Origin of the sequence: Acinetobacter sp. TUM15071 (genome assembly GCF_008980925.1) — a bacterium.
GTDB lineage: Bacteria > Pseudomonadota > Gammaproteobacteria > Pseudomonadales > Moraxellaceae > Acinetobacter > Acinetobacter dispersus.
In genome coordinates this window covers 247,555-271,296 of record NZ_BKGB01000001.1, presented here as the reverse complement: position 1 = coordinate 271,296, position 23,742 = coordinate 247,555, and the positions used below count along the sequence as shown (strand labels likewise).

Sequence of the window (23,742 nt, the reverse complement as noted above, 5' to 3'; positions counted from 1 at the left end):
GACCTAATCTGTTTTGTTGGCACTCGTAAAAGTATCATGAAATTTTACGAGTGCTTTCACTCAAGTGACGGAAAGGGCGTATTACATTTTTCCCAATCTAGCTTTGGATAAAATGCAATAAAGCTAGATTAAACTGCTCTGCTTGTTCAATATTTGAAATATGTGAGGCATTGATTTCTACCAACTTGGCATCCGGAATATGCTGTTGCATAAATTGTCCATCGGCAACGGTAGTCACAGGGTCTTGTGTACCAGCGATGACCAAGACCGGAATGGTAATATCCTTCAACTGTTCACGGACATCCGCCTTAGCCAAAGCCTCACAACAATTGGCATAACCATTTGCGCTGCCAGCACTTAAGTCGTTACACAGATTATTGACGATTGTAGGATGACTTTGGATAAAGGGATCTGTAAACCAGCGTGAAGCCGCTGTCGTGGCGATAGGAACTAAACCTTGCTTTCGAACCAGTTGGGCACGATCGAGCCATGCTTGTTCCTGTCCAATTTTTGCAGCGGTATTACTCACAACGACTCGTTGAAAACGTTCTGGGTAATGGATGGCAAGCCATTGACCTGTTATTCCGCCCATAGAAATACCACAGAAATGAGCTTTTTCAATTTTTAAATGATCGAGTAGGCGAACGACATCTTCACCGAGTTGTTGCAGGGTATATGGGCCAGTTGGCGTCGAAGATGAACCATGACCACGTGTGTCATAACAAATCACATAAAAGTGTTCTTTAAAATAATTGAATTGCTGTTGCCACATCCCGTAGTTGGTCCCCAAAGAGTTGGAAAACACCAGTGCCGGGGCGTTGGGATCGCCAAAGGTTTGATAGTGAATTTGCGCATCGGCAGACTGAAAAACTGACATCTACTATTCCTTTATTTTAATCAACACGTTGAATAATCAAGGCAATCCCTTGACCGACACCAATACACATTGAACACAAGGCATATTGTCCCTTGATCTGTTCAAGCTGGTTTAAGGCCGTTGTGACCAAACGCGCACCAGAGGCACCTAAAGGATGACCCAATGCAATTGCACCGCCATTCGGATTAACCCGTGCATCATCATCTGCCAAACCCAAATCACGGGTTACCGCCAAAGCCTGTGCTGCAAAAGCTTCATTCAGTTCAATCACATCCATCTGTTCTAGCGTGAGATTGGCCTGTTTCAGCAGTTTCTTGATCGCAGGTGCAGGCGCAAAGCCCATAATCCGTGGTTCAACCCCAACTGTAGTGGCTGCAATGATTTTGGCACGTGGCCTGAGCTGATATTTTTCCACCGCTTCATCCGAAGCAATCAACACCGCAGCAGCGCCGTCATTAATCCCAGAGGCATTGCCCGCCGTGACCGTCCCGTCGGCTTTAACCACACCTTTGAGTTTGGTTAATGCTTCTAACGTGGTTGATGCACGTGGATGCTCATCCGTATTCACCACAAGTGCATCACCTTTACGCTGTGGAATGCTGACGGGTACGATTTCATTGACGAAGAAGCCTTTGGCTTGTGCAGTTGCAGTACGTTGCTGGCTGTTGAAGGCAAATTGATCTTGATCGGCACGGTTAATATTGAATTGTTCTGCAACGTTTTCCGCGGTTTGCGGCATGCTGTCCACGCCATACATTTCTTTGAGCTTTGGATTGATAAAACGCCAGCCCATGGTGGTGTCTTCAATCTTTTGGTTACGCCCAAAGGCGCTGTCAGATTTACCCATCACATAGGGGGCACGGCTCATGCTTTCGACGCCACCTGCAATAATCAGGTCAGCTTCATTGGCTTTAATCGCACGGGCAGCTATGGCAATGGCATCCAGTGATGAACCACATAAACGGTTCACTGTGGTTGCTGGTACTTGATAAGGTAAGCCTGCCAATAGTGCCGACATACGTCCAACGTTGCGATTGTCTTCACCCGCCTGATTGGCACAACCATAAATCACATCATCGACTTGTTGCCAATCAACACTTGGGTTACGTTGCATCAAGGCTTGAATTGGAATGGCTCCCAAGTCATCAGCACGTACAGGTGCAAGACCGCCTGCATAGCGACCGAATGGGGTACGGATGGCATCGATGATATAAGCGTTTTTCATATTCTTACATTTCCATTTCTAAATCTGTTGTGATCACTGCCATATCGTTAAAGTCTTTTTGAGCATTTATCGATAGTTGATTGTCATTACTCAGTTATGAGTGAACACGACGGAGTCTTATCGTCTTAAATCAAATGCCAGTAGCTCATTCTTGTCACTTTTTAAAAAAAGTGACCAAAAACCTTTGTTACTCAGACACAACTTCCTTGTTGTGCTGAGTAACGGGGCGACATCCTTGTCGCCAATCACGATAGCAACTCTCAATTTATATTCGACTATGTGAAAATCTCGATCTGAGACTTTACCATAAGCATTTCGCGGCGGCGGCATGGATGCCGCCCGTTAGACTGTGGTATATGGATATACCATCAGTCTAACAAAGGATTTTTGGTACTTTTTATCCTTAAAAATCTCCCCTAACCCCTCTTTGTAAAGAGGGGAACTCCTCCCTTTTAAAAAGGGAGGTTGGGAGGGATTCATTATCCCTGAGTCGCATCAATCAACTGAGCACCTGTCAACACCTGTAACTCCTCAAAGCTCAAACCATCCACTTTCTCAATCACTTTTAAACCGTCTACTGTCACATCAATCACACACAGGTCGGTATAAATCCGATCGACACATTTCAATCCCGTTGCCGGATAGGAAAGCGTTTCCACAATCTTCGGTTCACCTTGCTTGGTATTGTGATCGGTGGTGATAAATACTTTCTTGGCACCGACAGCGAGATCCATCGCCCCACCCACCGCAGGAATTGCATCTGCTGCACCGGTATGCCAGTTGGCTAGATCACCATTGGCTGCAACCTGAAAGGCACCGAGTACCGCAATATCCAGATGTCCGCCACGCATCATGGCAAAGGAGTCTCCATGATGGAAAAAGCTGCCACCCGTCAGCATGGTCACATATTCCTTACCAGCATTGATCAGCTCAGGATCTTCCTCACCTTTGGCAGGCGGTGGACCGAATGCGAGTAGGCCATTTTCCGAATGCAGGAATACATCTTTATCGGCTGGAAGATAGTTTGAAATCTTGGTTGGAAGGCCGATGCCGAGATTGACATAAGCACCATCTGGAATATCTTGTGCGACACGTTCAGCGATCTGGTCACGGCTTAGTTTTTGATAGCTCATGTTTATGCTCCTGCGCCAGTCGTCGCATCAACTGCAACCACATGCTGTACAAAAATCCCAGGGGTAATAATATGTTCAGGATCAAGTTGACCGAGTTCGACCAGTTCAGAGACTTGTGCAATGGTGACATCAGCAGCCATCGCCATGATTGGACCAAAGTTACGCGCAGATTTGTTATAGACCAGATTGCCCCAACGGTCGCCTTGATGGGCTTTGATTAAAGCAAAGTCAGCTTTGATTGGATATTCAAGTACATAGTCTTTACCGTCGATATGACGGGTTTCTTTACCTTCAGCCAACAGAGTACCAAAGCCAGTTGGGGTAAATACTGCACCGAGCCCCATGCCTGCAGCTTGAATACGGCATGCCAGATTACCTTGTGGCACCAGTTCAAGCTCAATCTTGCCTGCACGATACAGTTCATCGAATACCCATGAATCAGACTGACGTGGGAAAGAACAAATGATTTTACGTACTGCCCCTGTTTTAAGCAGTTTGGCCAAGCCATAATCACCATTGCCAGCATTGTTATTGACGATGACAAGGTCTTTAATACCAAGTTCGATCAATCCATCAATCAGTTCAGCGGGTTGTCCTGCGGTGCCAAAGCCACCAATCATGATGGTTGCGCCATCCTTGATCTGTGACAGTGCCTCAGTCAATGTGAGGGTACTTTTATCAATCATAAGGCCAACCTTTTATCCATGTTTTCAAATTTCTATACATACGAATTGCTGTATAAACGGGTATGCATAGAAATTTAAAAACTGTGAGCTAAGGTCTAGCTCACAGTAAATTTGTGGTGTTAAGCACTGACACGACGACGGTCAACTTCGGTAGTTGGCGCACCTGTTTTTTCTGCCACCAATTCAACATTAAAGGTAATGTGCTTGAATGGTTTGTTGAGACCACGACGAGCAATTTCTGCTTCATCTGTTACATCCACTGCAGTTGCGATAAGACCTTCACGTGTTGCAAATGCAAAGTCATCCCAAAGGTATTGATCACCTTCAATATTGAACTGCGTGGTTAATTTGCGATAACCCGGTGCAGACACAAAATAGTGCACATGAGAAGGGCGGTTACCGTGACGGCCAAGCAAGTTTAGTACTGCTTGAGTGGTCCCTTCTGGTGGGCAGCCATAACCGACAGGCATAGTGGTTTGTGCCACATAGTGACCATCGGCATCAGATAAAATGGTACGGCGTAAGTTAAAGTCAGATTGTGACTTATCAAAGAACGAATAGTTACCTAGGCTGTTGGCATGCCAAACTTCGACTTTAGCGCCTTCGATAATATTACCTTCAGGATCAGTCACTGTACCCTCAATGAATAAGGTATCGACTTTGTCCGATTCAGAACCGTCATCCATACGAGCAAAACCAACAGATTCAGGCGCACCTGCCACATACAATGGACCTTCGATGGTACGTGGAGTTCCACCCGTAATGCCTGCTTTGGCATCTGCTTCATCGGCACGCAAATCCAGATAATGCTCAAGACCTAAACCTGCTGCCAATAAGCCGAGTTCATTGGCCTGACCTGCATCGGTAAAGTATTCCAGACCTTTCCACAGCTCGCTTTGTGAGATATCTAAATCTTCAATCGCTTGAAAAAGATCACCGAGCAGACGAACCACAATTTGTTGTACACGTGGATTAACTTCACCTGTCGCGGTATCCACATTCATTTTTTTAACCAGTGCATCGATTTCTTGACGGTTCATACATATTCTCCTGAAGTATGATAGTTTTTGGTGGCTCGCGGACTTGCTGTTTTGCTGCTTGCTTGGCTTGCCACATTCCTTGTTCAAATTCTGTTTTTAACTTTATCTACTATGCGCGTTTAGCTGTCATCTTCACGAATGGCTGATGGGTGACGATTCATCGCCATCACTTCAATATTCATGTAGGGATACAATGGCAGCCCCTGTAAAATATTGTGTAGCTCTTCATTGCTGTCCACATCAAAGATACTGATATTTGAGTATTGTCCCGTAATACGCCAGATATGACGCCATTTGCCTTGACGCTGTAAATCTTGTGAATAGGCCTTTTCAACAGCTTTAATTTGATTGGCTTGTTCAACTGGCATATCGAGTGGGATATTTACATCCATTCGTACATGAAAAAGCATGGCAACTCCTTGAATTATTGACGACGTAAGTTGTCGATTTTGTCTTCATCCAGTTCAATACCGAGACCCGGGCCAGTTGGAATTTTGAGTTCAAAATTGCCATATTGAAGCGGTGTTTTTAAAATTTCTTCCGTGAGCAACAGTGGACCAAACAGTTCTGTGCCAGCGGCTAAATTGCTAAAAGTAGAGAAGGCATGTGCGGAAGCGATTGTACCAACAGGGCCTTCCAACATGGTGCCGCCGTAAAGATCGATACCTGCCAGATTGGCAATTTTGCCGACTTCGCAAGCTTCAATCAGACCACCTGACTGTGCAATTTTTACCGCAAACACTGAGGCTGCATTGCTTTTTGCCAGTTGATAAGCACTTTGCGGACCGGTTAAAGATTCATCCGCCATAATGGCAATATCGAATTTACGGGTCAGACGTTGCATGGCATCAATATTATGAATCGCACACGGTTGCTCAATCAGATCAACACCGCCATCCTGCAGCATTTGAATCCCTTTAATCGCATTCAACTCAGACCATGCACGATTGACATCGACACGAATCGAAACCTCTGCACCCAAGGCTTGTTTAATTGCCAGTACATGTTCAACATCCTGTTCAACTGGGCGAGAGCCGATCTTGAGCTTGAACACATTGTGGCGTTTTAACGCAACCATTTTTTCTGCTTCAGCAATGTCCTTTTCAGTATTGCCTGAGGCTAAAACCCAAAGTACAGGGACGCTATCACGTAGGCGTCCACCTAAGACTTCACTGAGCGGTAGACCTAAACGTTGTGCCTGAATATCTAATAACGCCGTTTGAATGGCACATTTAGCAAAACGGTTCCCATTGATGTTGTGTTGAATGGCCTGTAATGTCTGAGCCACATTAAAACTGTCCAAGCTTTTTAACAATGGCGAAAAGTAGTGCTCGATATTGGTTTTGACACTTTCAGGACTTTCATCTCCATAACCCAAGCCACCAATGGTCGTTGCTTCACCCCAACCAATCAAACCATCTTCTGTTGTCACTTTAATGATGACTAAGGTTTGGGTTTGCATGGTTGCAACCGCCATCTTATGCGGGCGGATGGTTGGAATCTCGACAAGTAGGGTTTCAATGGATTTATACATCTTTGGTATTTCTTTCGTCCTAAGCTATTTACATACCCTAAATTAATGTAATATCTATAACTAGGCTGAATTTGGTATTTTTAGATACTTAAAAGGTATATTAAATGGAATTAAGACATCTTCGTTATTTCGTGACGGTGGTCGAGGAACAGAGCATTACCAAAGCCGCAGAAAAGTTATGCATTGCACAACCGCCATTAAGCCGACAGATCCAAAAATTGGAAGAGGAACTTGGAATCCTGCTATTTGAACGTGGTTCACGACCTGTAAAAACTACAGAGGCGGGGCAGTTCTTTTATCAGCATGCGGTGCAGATTTTGACCCATACCGCCCAAGCTGCTTCTATGGCAAAACGTATTAGCACGGTGAATAAGATCGTACGTATTGGCTATGTAAGTTCATTACTTTATGCGTTGTTACCCCAAGTGATTTATTTATTCCGTCAAAACCATCCTGATATTCAGGTGGAGTTGATTGAACACGGCACCAAGGATCAGATTGAAGCATTAAAGCTGGGTAAAATCGATCTAGGCTTTGGACGTTTAAGAATTAGTGATCCTGCAATTAAACGGATTTTATTGCGTAAAGAAAAACTCAAATTAGCCATTCATAAAAACCATCATTTAACTCGCTTTATCGATCAGGGCATTTATCTGTCTCAGATTATTGATGAACCTATTTTTTCTTATCCTGCCACCCAAAAACCGAATTTTTCCACTTTGATTCAGTCGATTTTTACCGACTTGGGACTAGTGCCTAAAGACATCGTTGAAGTACGTGAAATTCATATGGCGCTTGGTTTGGTGTCATCAGGTGAGGGGATTTGTCTTATTCCAGAAAGTGCCAGTGACATTGGTATGAAGAATCTGGTGTATATCCCAATCCTAGATTTGGAGGCCTATACCCCAATTTCATTGGCAGTGCGCAATATGGATCAGAGTCCGTATTTGCCTCAGATTTTAGAATGCATTAAGCAGGTATTTGAAGAAGAAGGCATTCCGATCCAACTAGAGGGTGATTAAGCCACTCTAGGCAGCAAGTTTATTTACAAGCGATCATCATGATCGCTTTTTTAATTGTGGCGAAAATAACCTAAAACTAGACTTAAAAGGTATAACTATATACTTCATTATCTATGGAAAATTACATTAATAATTCAAATAATAAAGCATGACCAATATTTGATCCAAATATATCTTTCTGAATTTATGTCGGTTTTAAAGCAATCGGAAAGCATGGTCTATCGAATGGATTAGCTATCAATTCATCTCTTATAGCAACAATAATTTCAAAACTTAGGAAAGGATTTCCCATGTTAAAACCAGATACGCTGTATCGAGCACAGCGCGTAGCCCTATTTACATTCTTTGGTTGTCTTAATATTAATGTGGCTTATGCAGATTTTTTTAAAGACAGTGAAAAAAGCATTTATCTGCGTAATTTTTACTTGGAACGGGATTTTGAAAATACCAATAAAGATTTAGGCAGTTGGTCTCAGGCGATGACAGGACGCTTTGAATCTGGTTATACCGATACACCGATTCAAGTCGGTTTGGATATGGGCTTTCAATATGCCTTGCGTTTAACGGATCGTTATGATGAACGCCTAGATACCGTATTTAAATATGATCAGCACGAAGGGCGACAGGAGCGTGATTATTTAAAATTAGGCGCAACTTTAAAATTTAAATATCACAATACTGAACTGAAAGTCGGTGAGCTTTTCCCAAAAACACCGGTACTGTTTATTGATGATTCTCGGCAGTTGGTCACCACTTATGCAGGTGCAATGCTGGAAAGCAAAGACATTAAAAATTTAAAAGTATCTGCAGGGCGTTTTACCCATGTGAATGCTCGAGATGATGATGAGTATCGAAAATTTACTTTAGGCAACTCGACAGATCCAAACAAAAGAAGCGACGGGCTGAATTTTCTGGGTCTCGATTATAATTTTACTCCTCAGTTGACGGGTTCTTATTGGTTTGGGCAGCTTGAAGATATCTATCAACAACAATATTTGAATGCGACCTTTACCGAAACAGTCAACAAAAGCAAGCTTAAAGTGGACGCCCGCTATTTTAACTATAAAGAAGATGGTGATGCTTATTTTGGCGATATTGATGTCCAGTCAATCGGTCTGCAAGCCAGTGTGCAAAATGGACCACATACCATTTTGACAGGTCTGCAAAAGCATATGGGTGAGGACAATATTCCCTTATTAAATGGTTATGTTCCACAAGCCTATTTACAGAGCTGGTCTGCAATTGCTTTCTACAAAGCCAAAGAGTTCACTTGGCATGTTTTATATAGTTATGACTTTAAAGAGCAGGGTATCCCCGGGTTAAAACTGACATTACGTTATTTAAATGGCAGTGAAATCTATCGGGAAGGGTTTAAGGATAATAAGGAAACTGAAAAAAATGTCATCATCAATTACACCGTACCAGAAGGCAAACTGAAAGGTCTCGGCTTTGAATGGCGGCATATTCGAGCTGATATTAAATATGGCGCTGGTAATAACCCAGGTACAGATTTTGTCGAAAATCGAATCATGACCACGTATACACATAAGTTTTAATTGTCGATTCAATACAAGAATTGAACAGCCCATCTTATTTGAATTCGCGAATAAGATGGGCTTGTTTTTTTAATCGCAATCACTAAAACCTGAGAATACTTAGCTCCCAATCTTGTCTAAAGTTGAGTGCTATATCGATTGTTAAGATTCATGGATCAACTTTCTATCTCATAAGCTTTTGTTGTCATTGTCTATTCTATAAATTTTGGAGAATATTTGGAGCTAATGCTATTGTTGATAATAATTATCATTATTGTTGTTATTTTTTTTATTTTGCGTATTATTCACGAAATTTTTAAGAATGAATTAAGGTTCTTGCTTGTCAAAAACAAGCGGACTCAACGATTACACGGTCGACATGTCTGGAACCCAATATTACCTCAGCAAATATAGTGATGTCCGTGGCCGCCAATATTATCTAAATCTTAAGTTTTGTTTCTAATCTTCCTGAAATGGTGGTGGCGATTATTTTGCATGATCGTCACCTGACTGGGTGTCTTTTATGAATATTGAAGCGTCTGTGCCCTTGGCCTCCGCCAAAAGGGTCACAAAAAAGAAGGTTGAACAATCATCATTGATTAAATATCGATTGATGATTTTTTCACGTTTTGTCTTGGCCATTTTTGGTGGTTATTACTTTGCTGCGATTGCTGCAATGTTAATGGGGGTTCTGTTTACAACTGAGCCTTTAAAAGCCAATGCCGTGTTTGGGGCGACCATGCTGGCATTTGTGATTCATTGTGCGGTGTTCATTTGGGTATTTCTGGTCAACTCAACCGTGAAAGTCTGGTTGGGGGTCATTGTTCCCAGTGTATTGATGACGTTGATCTATTGGTTTTTAAAAGGGTAATGTAATGCGTGTTGATGGTAAAAATGAAGGCCCTCGCCAGTCGATGTCATGGTTACATACATGGACAAGCCTGCTCTTGGGATGGCTGCTTTACGCAGTTTTTCTTACGGGTACGCTCAGTTTTTTCCAAAATGAAATTACGGTGTGGATGAAACCTGAATTGCATCAGTCTGTGAATAATACTTCACAGCAGCAACAATTGAGTTATGCACTACAGTATTTACAGCAAAACGGGCAGCCTGCTGAAAGCTGGAATATCCGTTTTGCCAATGAACGCCAACCCGCCATTATGCTGAATATCCGTAAGCCGGGTGAAGGTCGTCGTCGTGGGGGTGAAATCTATCTAGATGCTCAAACGGGCCAAGAGATTAAAGCACGTGAAACTCGGGGTGGTGGTTTCTTGTATCGCTTCCATTTTGAACTTTATGGCATGCCACGTATTTGGGGGCGTTGGATTGTTGGTATCGCAACCTTATTCATGTTCGTAGCGATTATCAGCGGTATTATCACCCATAAAAAGATTTTCAAGGATTTCTTTACCTTTCGTCCAGCCAAAGGCCAGCGTTCGTGGCTCGATGCTCATAATGCAACGGCTGTTTTTGCCTTACCTTTTCATATCATGATCACCTTTAGTGGCTTGTTGCTGTTGATGTTCATGTTTATGCCTTGGGCGATGAACAGCCATTATGGAAATGGGCAAAATTTCTATCAGATGTTGAATGAACCTGTTGCTAAAACACCTGAGCAAGCACGTTTATTGGCAGAGCAAAAACAAAAAGAAGCAGCAGAGGAAGGGCGTGGTAATCGAGGTGGTGGCCGTCGTGGTGAGGCCGAACAGGCAGCACCTGTACTTGCAGCAGCACCAATGGTGAATTTAGTCACATTAAGTCATTACGTTCAACAAGGTTGGGAAGATAACCCGATTGCTTCAATTCGAGTGAATAAGCCGAATACGGTTGAAGCGGATGTCCAATTTAATGCAACCCGTACCACCACATTGCTGGATCGAGAAAGCATTCCTTCAATGAAGTTTAATGCGGTGACAGGGCAATTGATTGATGAAGCCAAGCCGGTTAACTCAACTTCAAAAGCAATTTATACCTTGGTGACATGGTTGCATATGGCACATGGTGTGGATTCGGCGTTGCGTTGGTTGCTATTTTTATCAGGTGTGTTAGGCACAATGATGGTGGCTTCAGGTCTGATCTTATGGGTGGTAAAACGCATTCCAGATGTACAGAAATTAGGGTATAAGCCTTTTGGTCATCGAGTGGTTGAAGTCCTAAATATTACCGCAATCACAGGTCTACCAATTGCCTGTGCAGCCTATTTCATTGCCAATCGTTTTATCCCCGCTCAACTGGCAGAACGTTCTCCGCTAGAGATTAATGTGTTCTTTATTGCATGGCTTGTGTGTTTAATTCATGCGGCTATTCGGGCACATCGCCCTGCGTGGCTGGAACAACTGGCTTTAGCAGCTGTACTGTTCCTGTTTATGCCGATTCTGAATTTCCTTACAGGCGGGCAGGCACTGTGGATGAGTATCTATCATGGGCAGTGGATGATCGCCAGTTTTGATCTGGTGTGCATTATTTTGGGTCTGATTTTTATCTATTCTTATTACAAGTTAAAGCGTTACCAAGGCTTGGCGGTAAAGCAGAAAAAACAGCCTAAAGTTCAAGCTGGACAGGAGCAAGCATAATGGCAGCATTGATGTTGTGGTGTGTTGCTGTGGTGGCGTTATCAGCACTTGCCTGTGGGATGAGTAAGCATCAGCGCGATATTTTTAGTGTTCAGATTTCAGCGCAAAATAGTCGACGTTTTGAAATTGTAGGCTGGGTGATGTTACTTCTCTCTGCGTTGGTCATGATTTATTTGAAAGGGGCTTCGGTCGGTTTGTCTGAGTGGTTGGGTTGTATCACCTTTGCTGCTTTGGCAGTGGGATTATTATTAACCTATCAACCTAAAAAACTGTTGCAGGCCAATGTGATTGTGACTGTTGTATTTGGGCTACTGCTGATTGTGACCTTGATTTAAGATTTGCTTGTATTGAAGTGACATAAAAAGAGGAAACGAATGTTTCCTCTTTTTATTTTGGTTATGAATTGATTTTTAGAGCTTTAGTAACTTGCTTTTAAAGTCAAAAGGAAGTTACGTGGTTCGCCATAAAAATTACCATAACCTGGATAGCCGATTGTACTGTAATAGGTTTTGTCAAAAATATTGTTTAAGTTAAGTGCGATATTCCATTGCGGATTAATGTCATAAGCGACACGCGCTGACCAAATAGCATAATTGGGTTGAACCAGCTCAATACTTTTCCAAGCACCATCAAACTTTTGTGTTACTGGATTAAACTCTCTGACTGATCCTGCTGCATAGTTTTTACTTTGAGCAATTACACCGCCGCCTATTTCTAACCCATCGACAATTTGATCAAGCTGATAGGTTGTCCAAATTTTTAACAGATTTTTAGGGGTGTAGCTATTATATGGATTTTCAGTATTATCCTTTTTCTCGTTTTTATTGTAGGTATAACCTACAGATAAATTCCAGTCAGGGCTAATATTGCCATTGAGTTCAACATCAACACCTTTACTTTCCATAGAACCTGTACCGATATAACAGCATAGTGAGTTGCTGTTTGGAATGCTGGTATAGGCGTTATACACTTTTTCCTTTTCTTTTTTGATATCGAAATAAGCAATGGATGCAAGCAAGTTTGTATTAATTTGATGCTTGATACCAAATTCAATATTTCGCCCTGTTAATGGTTCGAGTCCTGGGCCATCGGCTGCTGTTAAATAGTTACGCTGATTTTTATAAATTTCTGCAAAGCTTGCATAGGCTGTAGTAGAAGGCAAAATATCATAGGTAATCCCATAATAAGGAACAAATTTTTTGTCTTCTGTATAGGTGTTTTCAATATTGCTATTGTGGTTATTGATGGTTAACTCATCTTTAAAGGTGTAGCGTCCACCAAGAATGAGGGCTAAATCATCAACAGGGCGTAATTTTAAAGAACCATAAAGTGCAGATTTATTATTCTTGTTGGTCGTATTGGTTGCCCAAGAGAGCGCAGGGTAGTCCCATTCTGGTGGTGCAACGCGATTAAATGCATCGCCATCAGCATAATAGGTCCAATTTAGTCGATAATCTTTTTGGTTGTTACTATGATCAATACCTAAAATCAGATCATGCTTTTGTTCAAATAAATTAAAGCTGCCTTGTAGGTTTAAATCCATTGTTGTTTCTTTAAAGCGCGTATCATCCTGATAGCGCCACCATTGGCTTTGGTGAGTGTCATAACTGACAGCACCTTCCATTTCAGCACTGTTAATCGCGTCATTCCCGATGTTGTGACGCACATTCAGTTGTGTTTTCCAGTCATCATTAATTTGGTGTTGGAGATTGGCGAAGAAGGATGTGTTTTTACGTTCGATCCAACCCCAAGGTGCTCCCATTGTCGTACTGCGCGGTAAATGCAGATCTGCGCCATCTTCCCAACGAGGTAAGCTGGCATTAAAAGCATCTACTTTATCTTTTTGATAACTCACACCCGTAAACAATGTTGTTTCGGGTAGCAAGTCAAAGCTTAATGCACCGTAGACCATTTCACGGCGGCTTTGTGTTGGTTTGTAGAAGAAGTCTCGATCTTGAAAAACAGTGACCAAACGTCCCTTAACACTTTGATCTTCTGTTAAAGAACCAGTCGCATCAAATTCACCACGATAATTATTCCAGCTACCTGCTGAAATTGATCCATTGATTTCGGTTTCTGCTTTTGGTCGTTTAGAGGTGAGATTAATCACACCGCCAGCTTCACCAGCACCGAATAAACCATCTGCACCACGCAACACCTCAACTGCGTCATATTGTGCCATATCAGCACTGTTACTTCGATCTTCTAGACTTGAAGTACTGCCGCCGTCATAACGGATATTTTCAATCTTTAGACCACGTGCACTATAGTTATTATTTAACCAGAGCTGTTCGCGTGTTACCCCTGTTGTTTGTACCATGACATCATCAAGGGTTTTTAGGCCTTGTTCATCAAGACGCTGACGAGACATAACTGTTACAGATTGTGGTACGTCTTTAATATTCTGAGCTTGCTTGCCAACATTTGTCATATTTTGGCTAGCGGCTTTGATCGAAATTGTTGGAAGCTGTGTTGAATTGCTTTCTTGCTGAGCGTTGCTATTTCGAGTTTGATCTGCTCGTGTGTGAATCGCTTCTAATTTAACGACTTTAGGTTCAACCGCTGCTACAGTTGCTTTGGGTTGAATACTGTATCCCGTATTGGCAACTTTGATGGCTTCAAATGCATGTGGTTTAAGCAAAGTCTCCAAAGCAGTTTCTACTGAATAATTCCCTTTGAGTGAAGCGCTTTTTATTTTAGAGAGTGTGGTCGAATCATAGCTAATGGTGGTGCCTGTTTGAATCGCGAGCTGTTTAAGTGCTTGATCGAGTGTGGTTGAGCTAATCGAAATCTGATAAACATTGGCAGCATAGGCAGAAGTCGTTGCAATACTGATAACGCTGAGTGGCATGCCCCATAAAATGGCGCGTACAGCCAACGCCAAGGTAGTTTTCGCCTGATAATCCTTCATGTGGTCTTCTCGATTGGGAGTGTATTTCTCTATAAGTCGAACAAGATCAAAAAAAGGATCATCTTTTTATCTTTTTTTTATTTTTAATACATATGGACTGTAATAACTCAACTCAAGTTGATGGGTATAGGCCAGTGTTTCTAGGCTTTGTTGAGGATTCTTTAATGAAAAAACGCCTGAAATACGAAGGTCTTTTAACGCTGGCTCGATAAAATAAGTGCCTTTTTTATAACGATATAGTTCACCAATGACTTTTTCGAGTGGCCATTGTTCTACCACCAATAAGTGCTGAGTCCAGTAGGGTTGCTCGTTATTCAATGGTAAAGGTTTAGAGATCTGTTGACTGTCGAAATATGCACGTTGACCTTGCTGTAAAATTTGCCGTTGCCCAGAATCCTGCGGCTGTAAAGCAACAGCATGTTGATACACTTTGACCCGAGTTTGATCATGATGCTCTTGTCGTACCGTAAACTGAGTACCCAAGGCCTCAATTGCACCATCTTTGGTCTTCACCATAAATGGACGGTGTTGCGGATCTTTGGCGGTCTGGAAATAAATTTCACCTTCGATCAGTTGAATTTGTCGAGTCTGTTCGGAGAAATTCACGTTGATATAACTATCACTGGCCAAGATCAAGGTTGAACCATCCTGCAGTGCAATGGTTTTAATTTCACCGACCTCAGTATGATCATCAGATTGCCATTTTGCCCAAGGTAACAAATACATTCCGTAGCCGATAACCAACAATCCTGAAAGGCTCAACAGCATATTTCGTTTTGCAGTCAGATTAAATTTTTGCTTGGACTGGACTAAAGAATCTGAGGGAAAGTGGTTGGATAAACCTGTTAAGCCATGGGTAAATTTATTGATTTGCTGAATGGCTAGGGCGTGTTCTTGCTTTTCTGCTTGCCAATGTTCAAATTGTTGCTGCTGTAACTTAGTCATTTCACCTGAATGTAATAGCACCAGCCAATCTGCGGCTTGGTCCAATACATGATCAGGGATTTTAGGGGCTTGAGACATAGCAGCAAAGCAAATTCAGCAATTAATCGGTCTGATTATAAAGACTTATGCAGGCCAAGAAAGCCTGTTTCATTTCTCTTTTGACCGTTGCTTCTGAAATCTCCAGTTTTTCACTAATCGCACGATAGGTCAGCCCATCCAATTGCGATAATAAAAACACCTGTGCTGTACGTTGAGGTAGCTTTTCCAGCATCAAATGCACTTGATAAAGTGTTTCACGAATACAGACTTCGTATTCAGCTGAGGGATAGTATTCTTCTGGTAGCTGTGCAAGGGCATCTAAATACAGGTGTTCTACATGCTGATGCCGCCAATAATCAATAATCACATGCTTGGCGATGCCCATTAACCATGCCTGAGGTTCTTTAATCTTTTCAAAGCAAAAGTCGCTTTTTAAGGCACGATAGAACACTTCCTGACTCAAGTCTTCCGATTGATGGTGATGCTGTAGTTTGTGCTTAAACCAAGACAACAGCGAGCTTTGTTGTGATTGATAAACGTGGCTAAACCATAACTGTTTTTCTACATTCAGGTTCATAGCAAGGAGTCCACAAATGAGCAGGGAGATGCACAATTAAAGGCGGATGGAAAAAATATTTTCAAATAGTAATGATAATTGTTATTAATATCAATAAAATTGTATACATACTTTTACAGAAAAAATTGAGCTGATTTTGATTTTCGTTCGACTAAACCAATGTAGGGGAACATTTTTTGTTTTCTTCGTCTCCCATATTTCTAATGAATTTTGTTTGATTAAGTAGAGCATGCCATGAGTGAACAACAGATTGATTTAAAACCACAACAGCATTCTCGATCAAATAAAATCAAATGGTTGATTGCATTGACAGTGCTTTTATTGCTGATGGTATGGGGTTGGAATTATTGGAAAAAATCCCAAGCCAATAAACAGGAATCGTTTAGCCAATGGAGTAAACCTGTGCCTGTGCGTGTGGTCGGGGTACAACGTGGCGATTTGCAATTACAAATTAAGGCCATTGGTACAGTGGTTCCAGCTAATACCGTGAATGTGCAGAGTCAGGTGTCAGGTGTATTGCAAAAATTATATTTCCAAGAAGGGCAATACATCAAGAAAGGGCAATTGTTAGCACAAATTGACCCGACCCCATTTCAGGTAGCATTGGCACAAGCACAGGGGACACAGCAACAAAATTTAGCGCAGTTGCAAAATGCACAAACTGAATTGAATCGTTATCAGCTGTTGTATAAGCAAGATTCGATTGCCAAGCAACAGGTTGATCAACAACAGGCCTTGGTCAATCAGCTCAAGGGACAGATGCAAGCCAATCAAGCACTGGTCGAAGCGGCAAAGTTACAATTGTCTTATACCAAGATATATGCACCGATTGAGGGGCGTGTTGGTTTTCGCTTAAAAGATGCAGGTAATTTAATCCAAGCCAATGAAGCAACAGGTTTATTGAGTATTACCCAAATACATCCTGTGTATATTCAGTTTGCGATTGCGGAAAATTATTTAGACACGGTTCGCCAAGCCACAAAAAATAAGCAAAGCATTCAAGTCAGTGCTTGGGATCGTGCAGAGCAAAAGCAATTGGCCACAGGTTCAGTACAGGCACTGGATAATCAGATTGATCTGAATACTGGCACACTCAAAGTAAAAGCCGTTTTTGCCAATCTCGATGATGCTTTATTTCCCAATCAATTTGTCAATGTTCGTTTAAATGCCAAGACCTTGCAAAATGCGGTGCATCTGCCGAGTGATGCCATCCAACATGGCGCCAAAGGAACTTATGTTTATATTGTCAATAAAGCGCAGAAAGCCGAAGTGCGTCTGTTAAAACTGGGTGTGGTTTCACAAGGACAGACCGAGATCATTGAAGGCTTACAAGGCAATGAACGGGTGGTGCTAGAGGGGATAGATCGACTTTCAGAAGGGCAAGAAGTACAAATCATTCAAGATGATGTTTCTAAGTCACTACCAGCAAAAACTGTCGCTGGATAAGTGTATGAATATTTCCAGATTCTTTATTTTACGACCCGTTGCCACCACTTTATTGATGTTGGCACTGTTTTTTAGTGGTCTACTGGTTTGGCGTTTATTACCCGTATCGGCATTGCCACAAGTCGATTATCCGATTATTCAGATATACACCTTTCAGCCAGGCGCAAATCCAGACACAGTACAGCGAACCATCAGTTCACCTTTAGAGCGGGAGATGGGCAAGATTGCTGGTTTGAAGCAAATGTCTTCGAATAGTTCGGTGGGCGCATCAGTGATCACCCTGCAATTTGAGTTAACTGCTGAGCTGGGCATTGTCGAGCAAGAAGTACAGTCGGCCTTAAGTACCGCAAGTAGTAAATTGCCCAATGATTTACCCACTCCACCGATTTATCGCAAAGTGAACCCTGCCGATGTACCTGTGATTACGCTTGCAATTAGCTCTGACAGTTTGCCACTAACCACGGTCTATGACATGGTCGATACCCGAGTGGCACAAAAGCTGTCGCAGCTCTCTGGGGTGGGGATGGTCAGTCTTGCTGGCGGGCAACGTCCTGCGATCCGTGTGCAGATGAATCCAGCTGCTTTGGCAGCGTTTAAGCTCAGTGCTGAAGATGTGCGTGCAGCTATTTCTGCCGCCAATGCCAATCAGCCGAAAGGGAGTTTTGATGGGCCTTTTCGATCGACCATGCTCGATGCCAATGATCAGATGCGTTCGATTGCTGATTATGAAAACCTGATTTTACGTTGGAATAATGGCGCACCGATTCGCTTAAAAGATGTTGCACAGGTGCTTGAGGGCAGTGAAGATCGCTATATGGCTGCATGGGCAGACAGTCAATCGGCTATTTTGGTGAATATCCAGCGTCAGCCCAATGCCAATGTGATTGATGTGGCCGATCAGATCAAAAAAATCCTACCTGAATTACAACAAAACCTACCCGACAATGTTCATATTCGCGTCCTGACAGACCGAACGGAAAGTATTCGTAGCTCGATTAAAGATGTACAAAAAGAACTGGTCTTCGCCGTGTGTTTGGTGGTGTTGGTCACCTTCCTGTTTTTGCGTAACTTTGCTGCGACCCTGATTCCAAGTATTGCCGTACCGCTGTCGATTATTGGTACTTTTGTACTGATGTATTTCCTTGGATTCTCGGTCAATAACCTGACTTTAATGGCATTAACTATTGCCACAGGATTTGTGGTGGATGATGCCATTGTCATGCTCGAAAATATTGCACGACACCGTGAATCAGGTGAAAGCATGTTGCAAGCAGCCCTGAAAGGATCAAAAGAAATTGGCTTTACCTTGATTTCTTTAACGATTTCTTTGATTGCTGTTTTGATCCCCTTGCTCTTCATGGGCGATGTGGTCGGACGCTTATTCCATGAGTTTGCGGTGACACTGGCAGCTGCGATTGCACTTTCATTGCTCGTTTCGCTGACTTTAACTCCAATGATGTGTGCCTATTTACTCAAAGATGCACCGAAGCATGCAGAGCAGCCGAGTCGATGGAGTCTGGATCGTGTGATTCAGCATTATGCCAAGTTGTTGCAATGGGTACTTCGACACCAAGTACTGACCTTGATGGTGATGTTGGCAACTGTGCTACTGGCAGGGCTGCTGTATTGGTCTATTCCTAAAGGCTTTTTCCCAGTACAGGACAATGGTGTGATTCAGGTGGTGACTGAGGCCCCTGACCAGATTTCATTTCAAGCCATGAGTGAACGGCAACAGGCTTTGGCGGAAGTGATTTTAAAAGATCCTGCGGTTGCCAGCTTATCTTCCTTTATTGGTGTGGATGCCAATAATCCGAAGTTAAGCAATGGGCGTATTTTGGTGAATTTAAAAGCGCATGCCGAACGTGCACCAGCTGCGGAAGTGATGGCACGACTGAATGAAAATTTTGCACAGGTACATGGCATTAAAGGTTGGATGCAACCCGTACAAGAACTCAGTATAGAAGACAAAATTAGCCGCACCCAATATCAGCTGAGTGTGACAGCACCGAAAAATCAATTGGTTGAGGAATGGACGCCTAAACTGGTTCAGGCCTTGCGTCAGCAGGCTGCATTTGCAGAAGTAACCAGTGAGGATGCAGGGCAAGGTTTACAAGCCTATATCGAGGTTAACCGTGATGCGGCAGCACGTTTAGGTTTGAGTGTTGAAGACATTAGTTTGGCTTTGCAGAATCTATTTGCGCAGCGGCAAATTGCAACTTTATACACGCAATCAAATCAGTACCGCATTGTTTTAGAATTAGATCCAAAACTCACCCAAGGCATTGAGGCTTTAAACCAAACCTATATACACAACAATCAAGGACAGCCGATTTTATTGAGCTCTGTCGCTACGATTGTCGAAAAACATGCGCCGATTCTTTTACAGCAACAGTCGCAATTTCCTGCCGTTGGCATTTCTTTTAATTTAGCCAAGGGGGTGTCTTTAGGTGAAGCGCTTACTGCGATTGAGCAGGTTAAACAAAGTCTTGAGCTACCGCCAGAGCTACAGGTTCAACTGCAAGGCGCAGCTGCAGCTTTTGAAAATTCACAGCAACATACATTTTGGTTGGTGATTGCAGCAATTGTGACTATGTATATTGTGCTTGGCATGCTGTATGAAAGTTTTATTCATCCCGTGACTATTCTTTCAACCTTACCTTCAGCTGCGATAGGGGCATTACTGGCTTTGTTCATGGTGGGGCAACCTTTGGACATGATTGCACTGATCGGGATTATTTTATTGATCGGTTTAGTCAAGAAAAACGGCATCATGATGGTGGATTTTGCACTTGCGGCACAACGTAATGAAGGCTTGACGGCTGAGCAAGCCATTTATCAGGCTGCTTTGTTGCGTTTCCGTCCAATTCTGATGACCACACTTGCAGCGGTAGTGGGTGCAATTCCGCTGATGCTGGCTTCGGGTTCTGGGGCTGAATTGCGACAACCTTTAGGTTTGGTGATGGTCGGTGGCCTATTGGTCAGTCAGGTTCTCACCTTATTTACCACACCTGTGGTGTATCTGTTTTTTGATCGTCTGCAAGCCAAGCAAACAGATACAAATCTGCTTTCAGATCAGACAGGAGCATCGCAATGACGTTGTTGTCGGTGTTTGTACAACGTCCAGTGGCCAGTGTGCTGTTGGGGATTGCGATTGTTTTACTCGGTATATTGACCTATTTGCGTTTGCCTGTTGCGGCATTGCCACAAGCGGATATTCCTACCATTGTGGTGCGTGCCAATCTGCCCGGTGCCAGTCCAGAAAGTATGTCTGCAACCGTCGCCACCCCCTTAGAACGTGCCATGATGGGGGTATCCGGGGTTAAGGCGATTAATTCATCCAGTAATCAAAGTTCGACACAGGTGGTGTTACACTTTGATTTGAATACCGATATTAATGAGGCCGCGCGTGAAGTTCAGGCTGCGATCAATGCGGCAATGTCACAGCTACCTGCAGGCATGCCGAGTCCGCCTGAATATTTCAAAATCAACCCGAGTCAAAGTCCGATTTTTTATTTGGCACTTAGCTCAAAACAACTTTCAGCGGCAAAGCTATACGAAATTGCGTCTAATCAATTACAGCCCAATTTGGCCCAGATCAGTGGTGTCGGTGAAGTATCGATTGACGGGGCTTCTATGCCTGCCGTGCGTATCACCATCAATCCAACTACTTTAGTTTCAACTGGCATTTCTCTCGAGCAAGTACGACAGGCTGTTGCGAAAAGTAATGTGGTGCAGGCATTGGGCGTGGTGGAGCAACAGCAATTACGCTGGCAAGTGGCACTTTCTACAGAATTGAAGACTGCCCAAGATTTTGCCGATCTGGTCATCCGACACACCGATCAAGGCGTTGTTCGCTTAAAAGATATTGCAGAAGTGCGTGATTCGGTTGAAAACCGCTATGTCAGTGGTTTTCACAATGGACAGCCTGCTGTGATTTTAAAGATTAGCAGACAACCTAATGCCAATACCGTGGCGACCATTGACCTGATTAAAGCCAAATTGCCCGTTCTAAGAGAATTGATGCCGCGTGATGCGCAATTAACTGTGGTGATGGATGGCTCAACTATTGTCCGTAACAGCCTAGAGGAAGCAAGGGATACCTTGTTTGTATCCATATTGCTGGTGGTCATCGTTGTGGTGCTGATGTTGGGGCGACTGCAAAGTGCGGTGATTCCCGCAATGGCACTGTTGGTCACTTTAATTGGCGTATGCAGTCTGATTTATTTGGCTGGATTTTCCCTGAATAACCTGTCGATTATGGCGATCATCGTGGCGATTGGCTTGGTGGTGGATGATGCCATTGTGGTACTCGAAAATATTGAACGCTATATCGAACAAGGCGATTCGCCTGCACAAGCAGCGGTAAAAGGCATCCAAGAGGTTGGTTTTACCTTGATTGCCATGAATCTGGCATTGATGGTGATTTTCCTCTCGGTCTTGTTTATGGGCGGTGTGATAGAACGTTTATTCAGGGAGTTTTCACTCACACTGGTGTTTGTGGTGGTGTTATCAGTCTTTGTTTCCTTGATCTTTACCCCAAGCTTATCAGCACGCTGTTTAAAACCTCTATCTCTTAATCACCCTCCACGACTGTATCGTTATAGCCATGATCTGATTCAGGGCTTGACCCAATCTTATATTCGCTCTCTTCATTGGGTACTCAAACATGCTTATCTGATTGTAGTGCTGTGGATAGTCGCAATCATTGCTTCAGTTTATCTCTACAATTTATTGCCTAAACGCGTTTTGCCTGAACAAGACACGGGGCGAGTTGGTGCTTTTATTCGTGGCGATGATGGCTTTTCTTTTCAGATTATGCAGCCGAAGATTGCTGCATTTAACCAAGCCTTACTCAAAGATCCTGCGGTGCAGGATGTGGTGGGCACCTCAGGCGGTGGTGGTGGCATGACCAACTCATTTTTAATGGTCAGTCTCAAACCAAAAGCTGAACGGGACGGTTTAAGCTCCAAACAAGTGGTCGAGCGTTTAAAGAAAAATGCACCTTGGCAGGCGGGGGCAGTATTCTCCGCAGATGTCGAACAAGATTTGGAATTGGATGATCCTTTTTCCAGTGGCAATGCCCAAGAATATTTATTGTTATTGCAATCTGACAATGTGAGCTTACTGCGTGAATGGGCACCCAAAGTTGCCGAGGCTATGCGTAAACTGCCTGAATTTGAAGAGGTGGAAACACAGGGTGATGAAGGGGCGCAACATGTCACGTTAGACATCGACCGTGAAGCGGCGAAACGATTGGGTATTGATATTGAAAGTATTTCCAGTGTTCTCAATAACTCCTTTTCGCAACGGCAGATTTCCACGATTTATGATCGCAATGATCAGTTCTATGTGGTGATGGAAGTTGACCAACGTTTTACCGAACATCCAGAAGCCTTGGCGGATGTGAAAGTGCCAAATCAACAAGGCATCTATGTGCCCTTAAGCAATTTTGCTACGTGGAGTTATGGCATTAGCAATGATCGGGTTTATCGCCGTAATCAATTTGCCGCTATGGGGGTGGGGTACGTGGTGAAGAAAGGCTATAGCTATGAACAGGCAGATGCTGCGATCCGTCAGGTTTTGCCAAAGATCATGCTGCCAAAAGAAATCTTTGTGATGACAGATCGTGATGTCGAAACTGAAAGCCTACAGGCAGGTTTGAGTACACCTGCTTTGATTGCGGCTGTGATCGTGCTGATTTTTATTGTCTTAGGGATCACTTATGAAAGTATTGTGCATCCTTTTACCATTTTATCGACCATTCCGACAGCAGCTCTGGGCGCTTTACTCAGCTTATGGTTGTTTCAGATTCCGTTTAGCCTGATAGCCTTGTTAGGCATCTTTTTGCTAATCGGGATTGTGGTGAAAAATGCGATCTTGCTGATTGATTTTACTTTGCAGCAACGGCGTCAAGGTCACACCGATTTAGACAGCATTATCGCTGCGGCAACATTGCGTTTTAGACCGATTTTAATGACCAATACCGCAGCTTTATTGGGTGCGATTCCTTTGGCACTCGGTTGGGGCGAAGGCTCGGAAATGCGGCAACCGCTTGGAATTGCCATTGTTGGCGGATTGGCGCTGGGTCAATTGTTAACCTTATATACCACCCCTGTGATGTATCTCATATTTGAAAAATTCGCTCAATTCCTGAATCGCTTCAAACTGCGATTGAATATCTTGCGTTGGAGTAAATAGG

General features: G+C 43.2%; 18 protein-coding genes. 8 read left to right on the top strand and 10 right to left on the bottom strand.

Going from position 1 to position 23,742, the window contains the following annotated elements; genetic code table 11:
• Nucleotides 1-97: 97 nt before the first annotated feature.
• From pcaD to GBI66_RS01190, 7 genes are all read right to left on the bottom strand, one after another.
• Nucleotides 98-877, bottom strand: coding sequence for a 3-oxoadipate enol-lactonase (gene pcaD, locus GBI66_RS01220; protein ID WP_151714871.1), 780 nt, complete (start codon nucleotides 875-877; stop codon nucleotides 98-100).
• Nucleotides 878-893: 16 nt separating this feature from the next.
• Nucleotides 894-2,102 (bottom strand): 3-oxoadipyl-CoA thiolase, encoded by a 1,209-nt coding sequence (gene pcaF, locus GBI66_RS01215; protein WP_151714870.1) that lies wholly within the window; start codon nucleotides 2,100-2,102, stop codon nucleotides 894-896.
• A gap of 479 nt (nucleotides 2,103-2,581) precedes the next feature.
• Nucleotides 2,582-3,235, bottom strand: a complete 654-nt coding sequence (locus GBI66_RS01210; RefSeq protein ID WP_151714869.1) for a 3-oxoacid CoA-transferase subunit B — start codon at nucleotides 3,233-3,235, stop codon at nucleotides 2,582-2,584.
• Between the two features lie 2 nt (nucleotides 3,236-3,237).
• Nucleotides 3,238-3,921: a 3-oxoacid CoA-transferase subunit A gene (locus GBI66_RS01205; RefSeq protein ID WP_151714868.1), complete on the bottom strand. Its 684-nt coding sequence runs from the start codon at nucleotides 3,919-3,921 to the stop codon at nucleotides 3,238-3,240.
• A gap of 119 nt (nucleotides 3,922-4,040) precedes the next feature.
• Nucleotides 4,041-4,961 (bottom strand): catechol 1,2-dioxygenase, encoded by a 921-nt coding sequence (gene catA, locus GBI66_RS01200; protein ID WP_151714867.1) that lies wholly within the window; start codon nucleotides 4,959-4,961, stop codon nucleotides 4,041-4,043.
• A 119-nt stretch (nucleotides 4,962-5,080) separates the two neighbouring features.
• Nucleotides 5,081-5,371: a muconolactone Delta-isomerase gene (gene catC / locus GBI66_RS01195; RefSeq protein ID WP_004654828.1), complete on the bottom strand. Its 291-nt coding sequence runs from the start codon at nucleotides 5,369-5,371 to the stop codon at nucleotides 5,081-5,083.
• A 14-nt stretch (nucleotides 5,372-5,385) separates the two neighbouring features.
• Nucleotides 5,386-6,495, bottom strand: a complete 1,110-nt coding sequence (locus tag GBI66_RS01190; protein WP_151714866.1) for a muconate/chloromuconate family cycloisomerase — start codon at nucleotides 6,493-6,495, stop codon at nucleotides 5,386-5,388.
• 104 nt (nucleotides 6,496-6,599) lie between these two features.
• Here GBI66_RS01190 and catM point away from each other — a divergent pair, with 104 nt between their 5' ends.
• The 5 genes from catM (at nucleotide 6,600) to GBI66_RS01165 (ending at nucleotide 11,960) form a co-directional block, all read left to right on the top strand.
• Nucleotides 6,600-7,517 (top strand): cis,cis-muconate-binding transcription regulator CatM, encoded by a 918-nt coding sequence (catM, locus tag GBI66_RS01185; protein ID WP_151714865.1) that lies wholly within the window; start codon nucleotides 6,600-6,602, stop codon nucleotides 7,515-7,517.
• A gap of 290 nt (nucleotides 7,518-7,807) precedes the next feature.
• Nucleotides 7,808-9,073, top strand: a complete 1,266-nt coding sequence (locus GBI66_RS01180; protein ID WP_151714864.1) for an OprD family outer membrane porin — start codon at nucleotides 7,808-7,810, stop codon at nucleotides 9,071-9,073.
• Nucleotides 9,074-9,575: 502 nt separating this feature from the next.
• A complete protein-coding gene (locus GBI66_RS01175) occupies nucleotides 9,576-9,923 on the top strand; it encodes a DUF3649 domain-containing protein (RefSeq protein ID WP_151714863.1) in 348 nt (115 codons plus the stop codon).
• A gap of 4 nt (nucleotides 9,924-9,927) precedes the next feature.
• Nucleotides 9,928-11,625 carry a PepSY domain-containing protein gene (locus GBI66_RS01170; protein ID WP_151714862.1) on the top strand — a complete coding sequence of 566 codons (1,698 nt, stop codon included), beginning with the start codon at nucleotides 9,928-9,930 and terminating at the stop codon, nucleotides 11,623-11,625.
• Entirely contained in the window at nucleotides 11,625-11,960 is a 336-nt protein-coding gene (locus GBI66_RS01165; protein ID WP_151714861.1) for a DUF3325 domain-containing protein, read from the top strand. Before GBI66_RS01170 ends, GBI66_RS01165 begins: the two co-directional genes overlap by 1 nt.
• 83 nt (nucleotides 11,961-12,043) lie before the next feature.
• Here GBI66_RS01165 and GBI66_RS01160 read toward each other — a convergent pair whose 3' ends face one another.
• The 3 genes from GBI66_RS01160 to GBI66_RS01150 all read right to left on the bottom strand — a co-directional run bounded on the left by GBI66_RS01160 (nucleotide 12,044) and on the right by GBI66_RS01150 (nucleotide 16,097).
• Nucleotides 12,044-14,536, bottom strand: a complete 2,493-nt coding sequence (locus GBI66_RS01160) for a TonB-dependent receptor (RefSeq protein ID WP_151714860.1) — start codon at nucleotides 14,534-14,536, stop codon at nucleotides 12,044-12,046.
• A 66-nt stretch (nucleotides 14,537-14,602) separates the two neighbouring features.
• On the bottom strand, nucleotides 14,603-15,559 hold the full coding sequence (locus tag GBI66_RS01155; RefSeq protein WP_151714859.1) for a FecR family protein: 957 nt from the start codon (nucleotides 15,557-15,559) through the stop codon (nucleotides 14,603-14,605).
• 22 nt (nucleotides 15,560-15,581) lie between these two features.
• On the bottom strand, nucleotides 15,582-16,097 hold the full coding sequence (locus GBI66_RS01150) for a sigma-70 family RNA polymerase sigma factor (RefSeq protein ID WP_151714858.1): 516 nt from the start codon (nucleotides 16,095-16,097) through the stop codon (nucleotides 15,582-15,584).
• Between the two features lie 234 nt (nucleotides 16,098-16,331).
• Between GBI66_RS01150 and GBI66_RS01145 the strand changes: the two genes are divergently transcribed.
• From GBI66_RS01145 to GBI66_RS01135, 3 genes are read left to right on the top strand one after another with little or no spacing between them, the layout of a single operon-like run.
• Entirely contained in the window at nucleotides 16,332-17,543 is a 1,212-nt protein-coding gene (locus GBI66_RS01145; protein ID WP_151714857.1) for an efflux RND transporter periplasmic adaptor subunit, read from the top strand.
• A gap of 4 nt (nucleotides 17,544-17,547) precedes the next feature.
• Nucleotides 17,548-20,637 (top strand): multidrug efflux RND transporter permease subunit, encoded by a 3,090-nt coding sequence (locus GBI66_RS01140; RefSeq protein WP_151714856.1) that lies wholly within the window; start codon nucleotides 17,548-17,550, stop codon nucleotides 20,635-20,637.
• Nucleotides 20,634-23,741 (top strand): efflux RND transporter permease subunit, encoded by a 3,108-nt coding sequence (locus GBI66_RS01135; RefSeq protein ID WP_151714855.1) that lies wholly within the window; start codon nucleotides 20,634-20,636, stop codon nucleotides 23,739-23,741. Before GBI66_RS01140 ends, GBI66_RS01135 begins: the two co-directional genes overlap by 4 nt.
• Nucleotide 23,742: the final 1 nt, after the last annotated feature.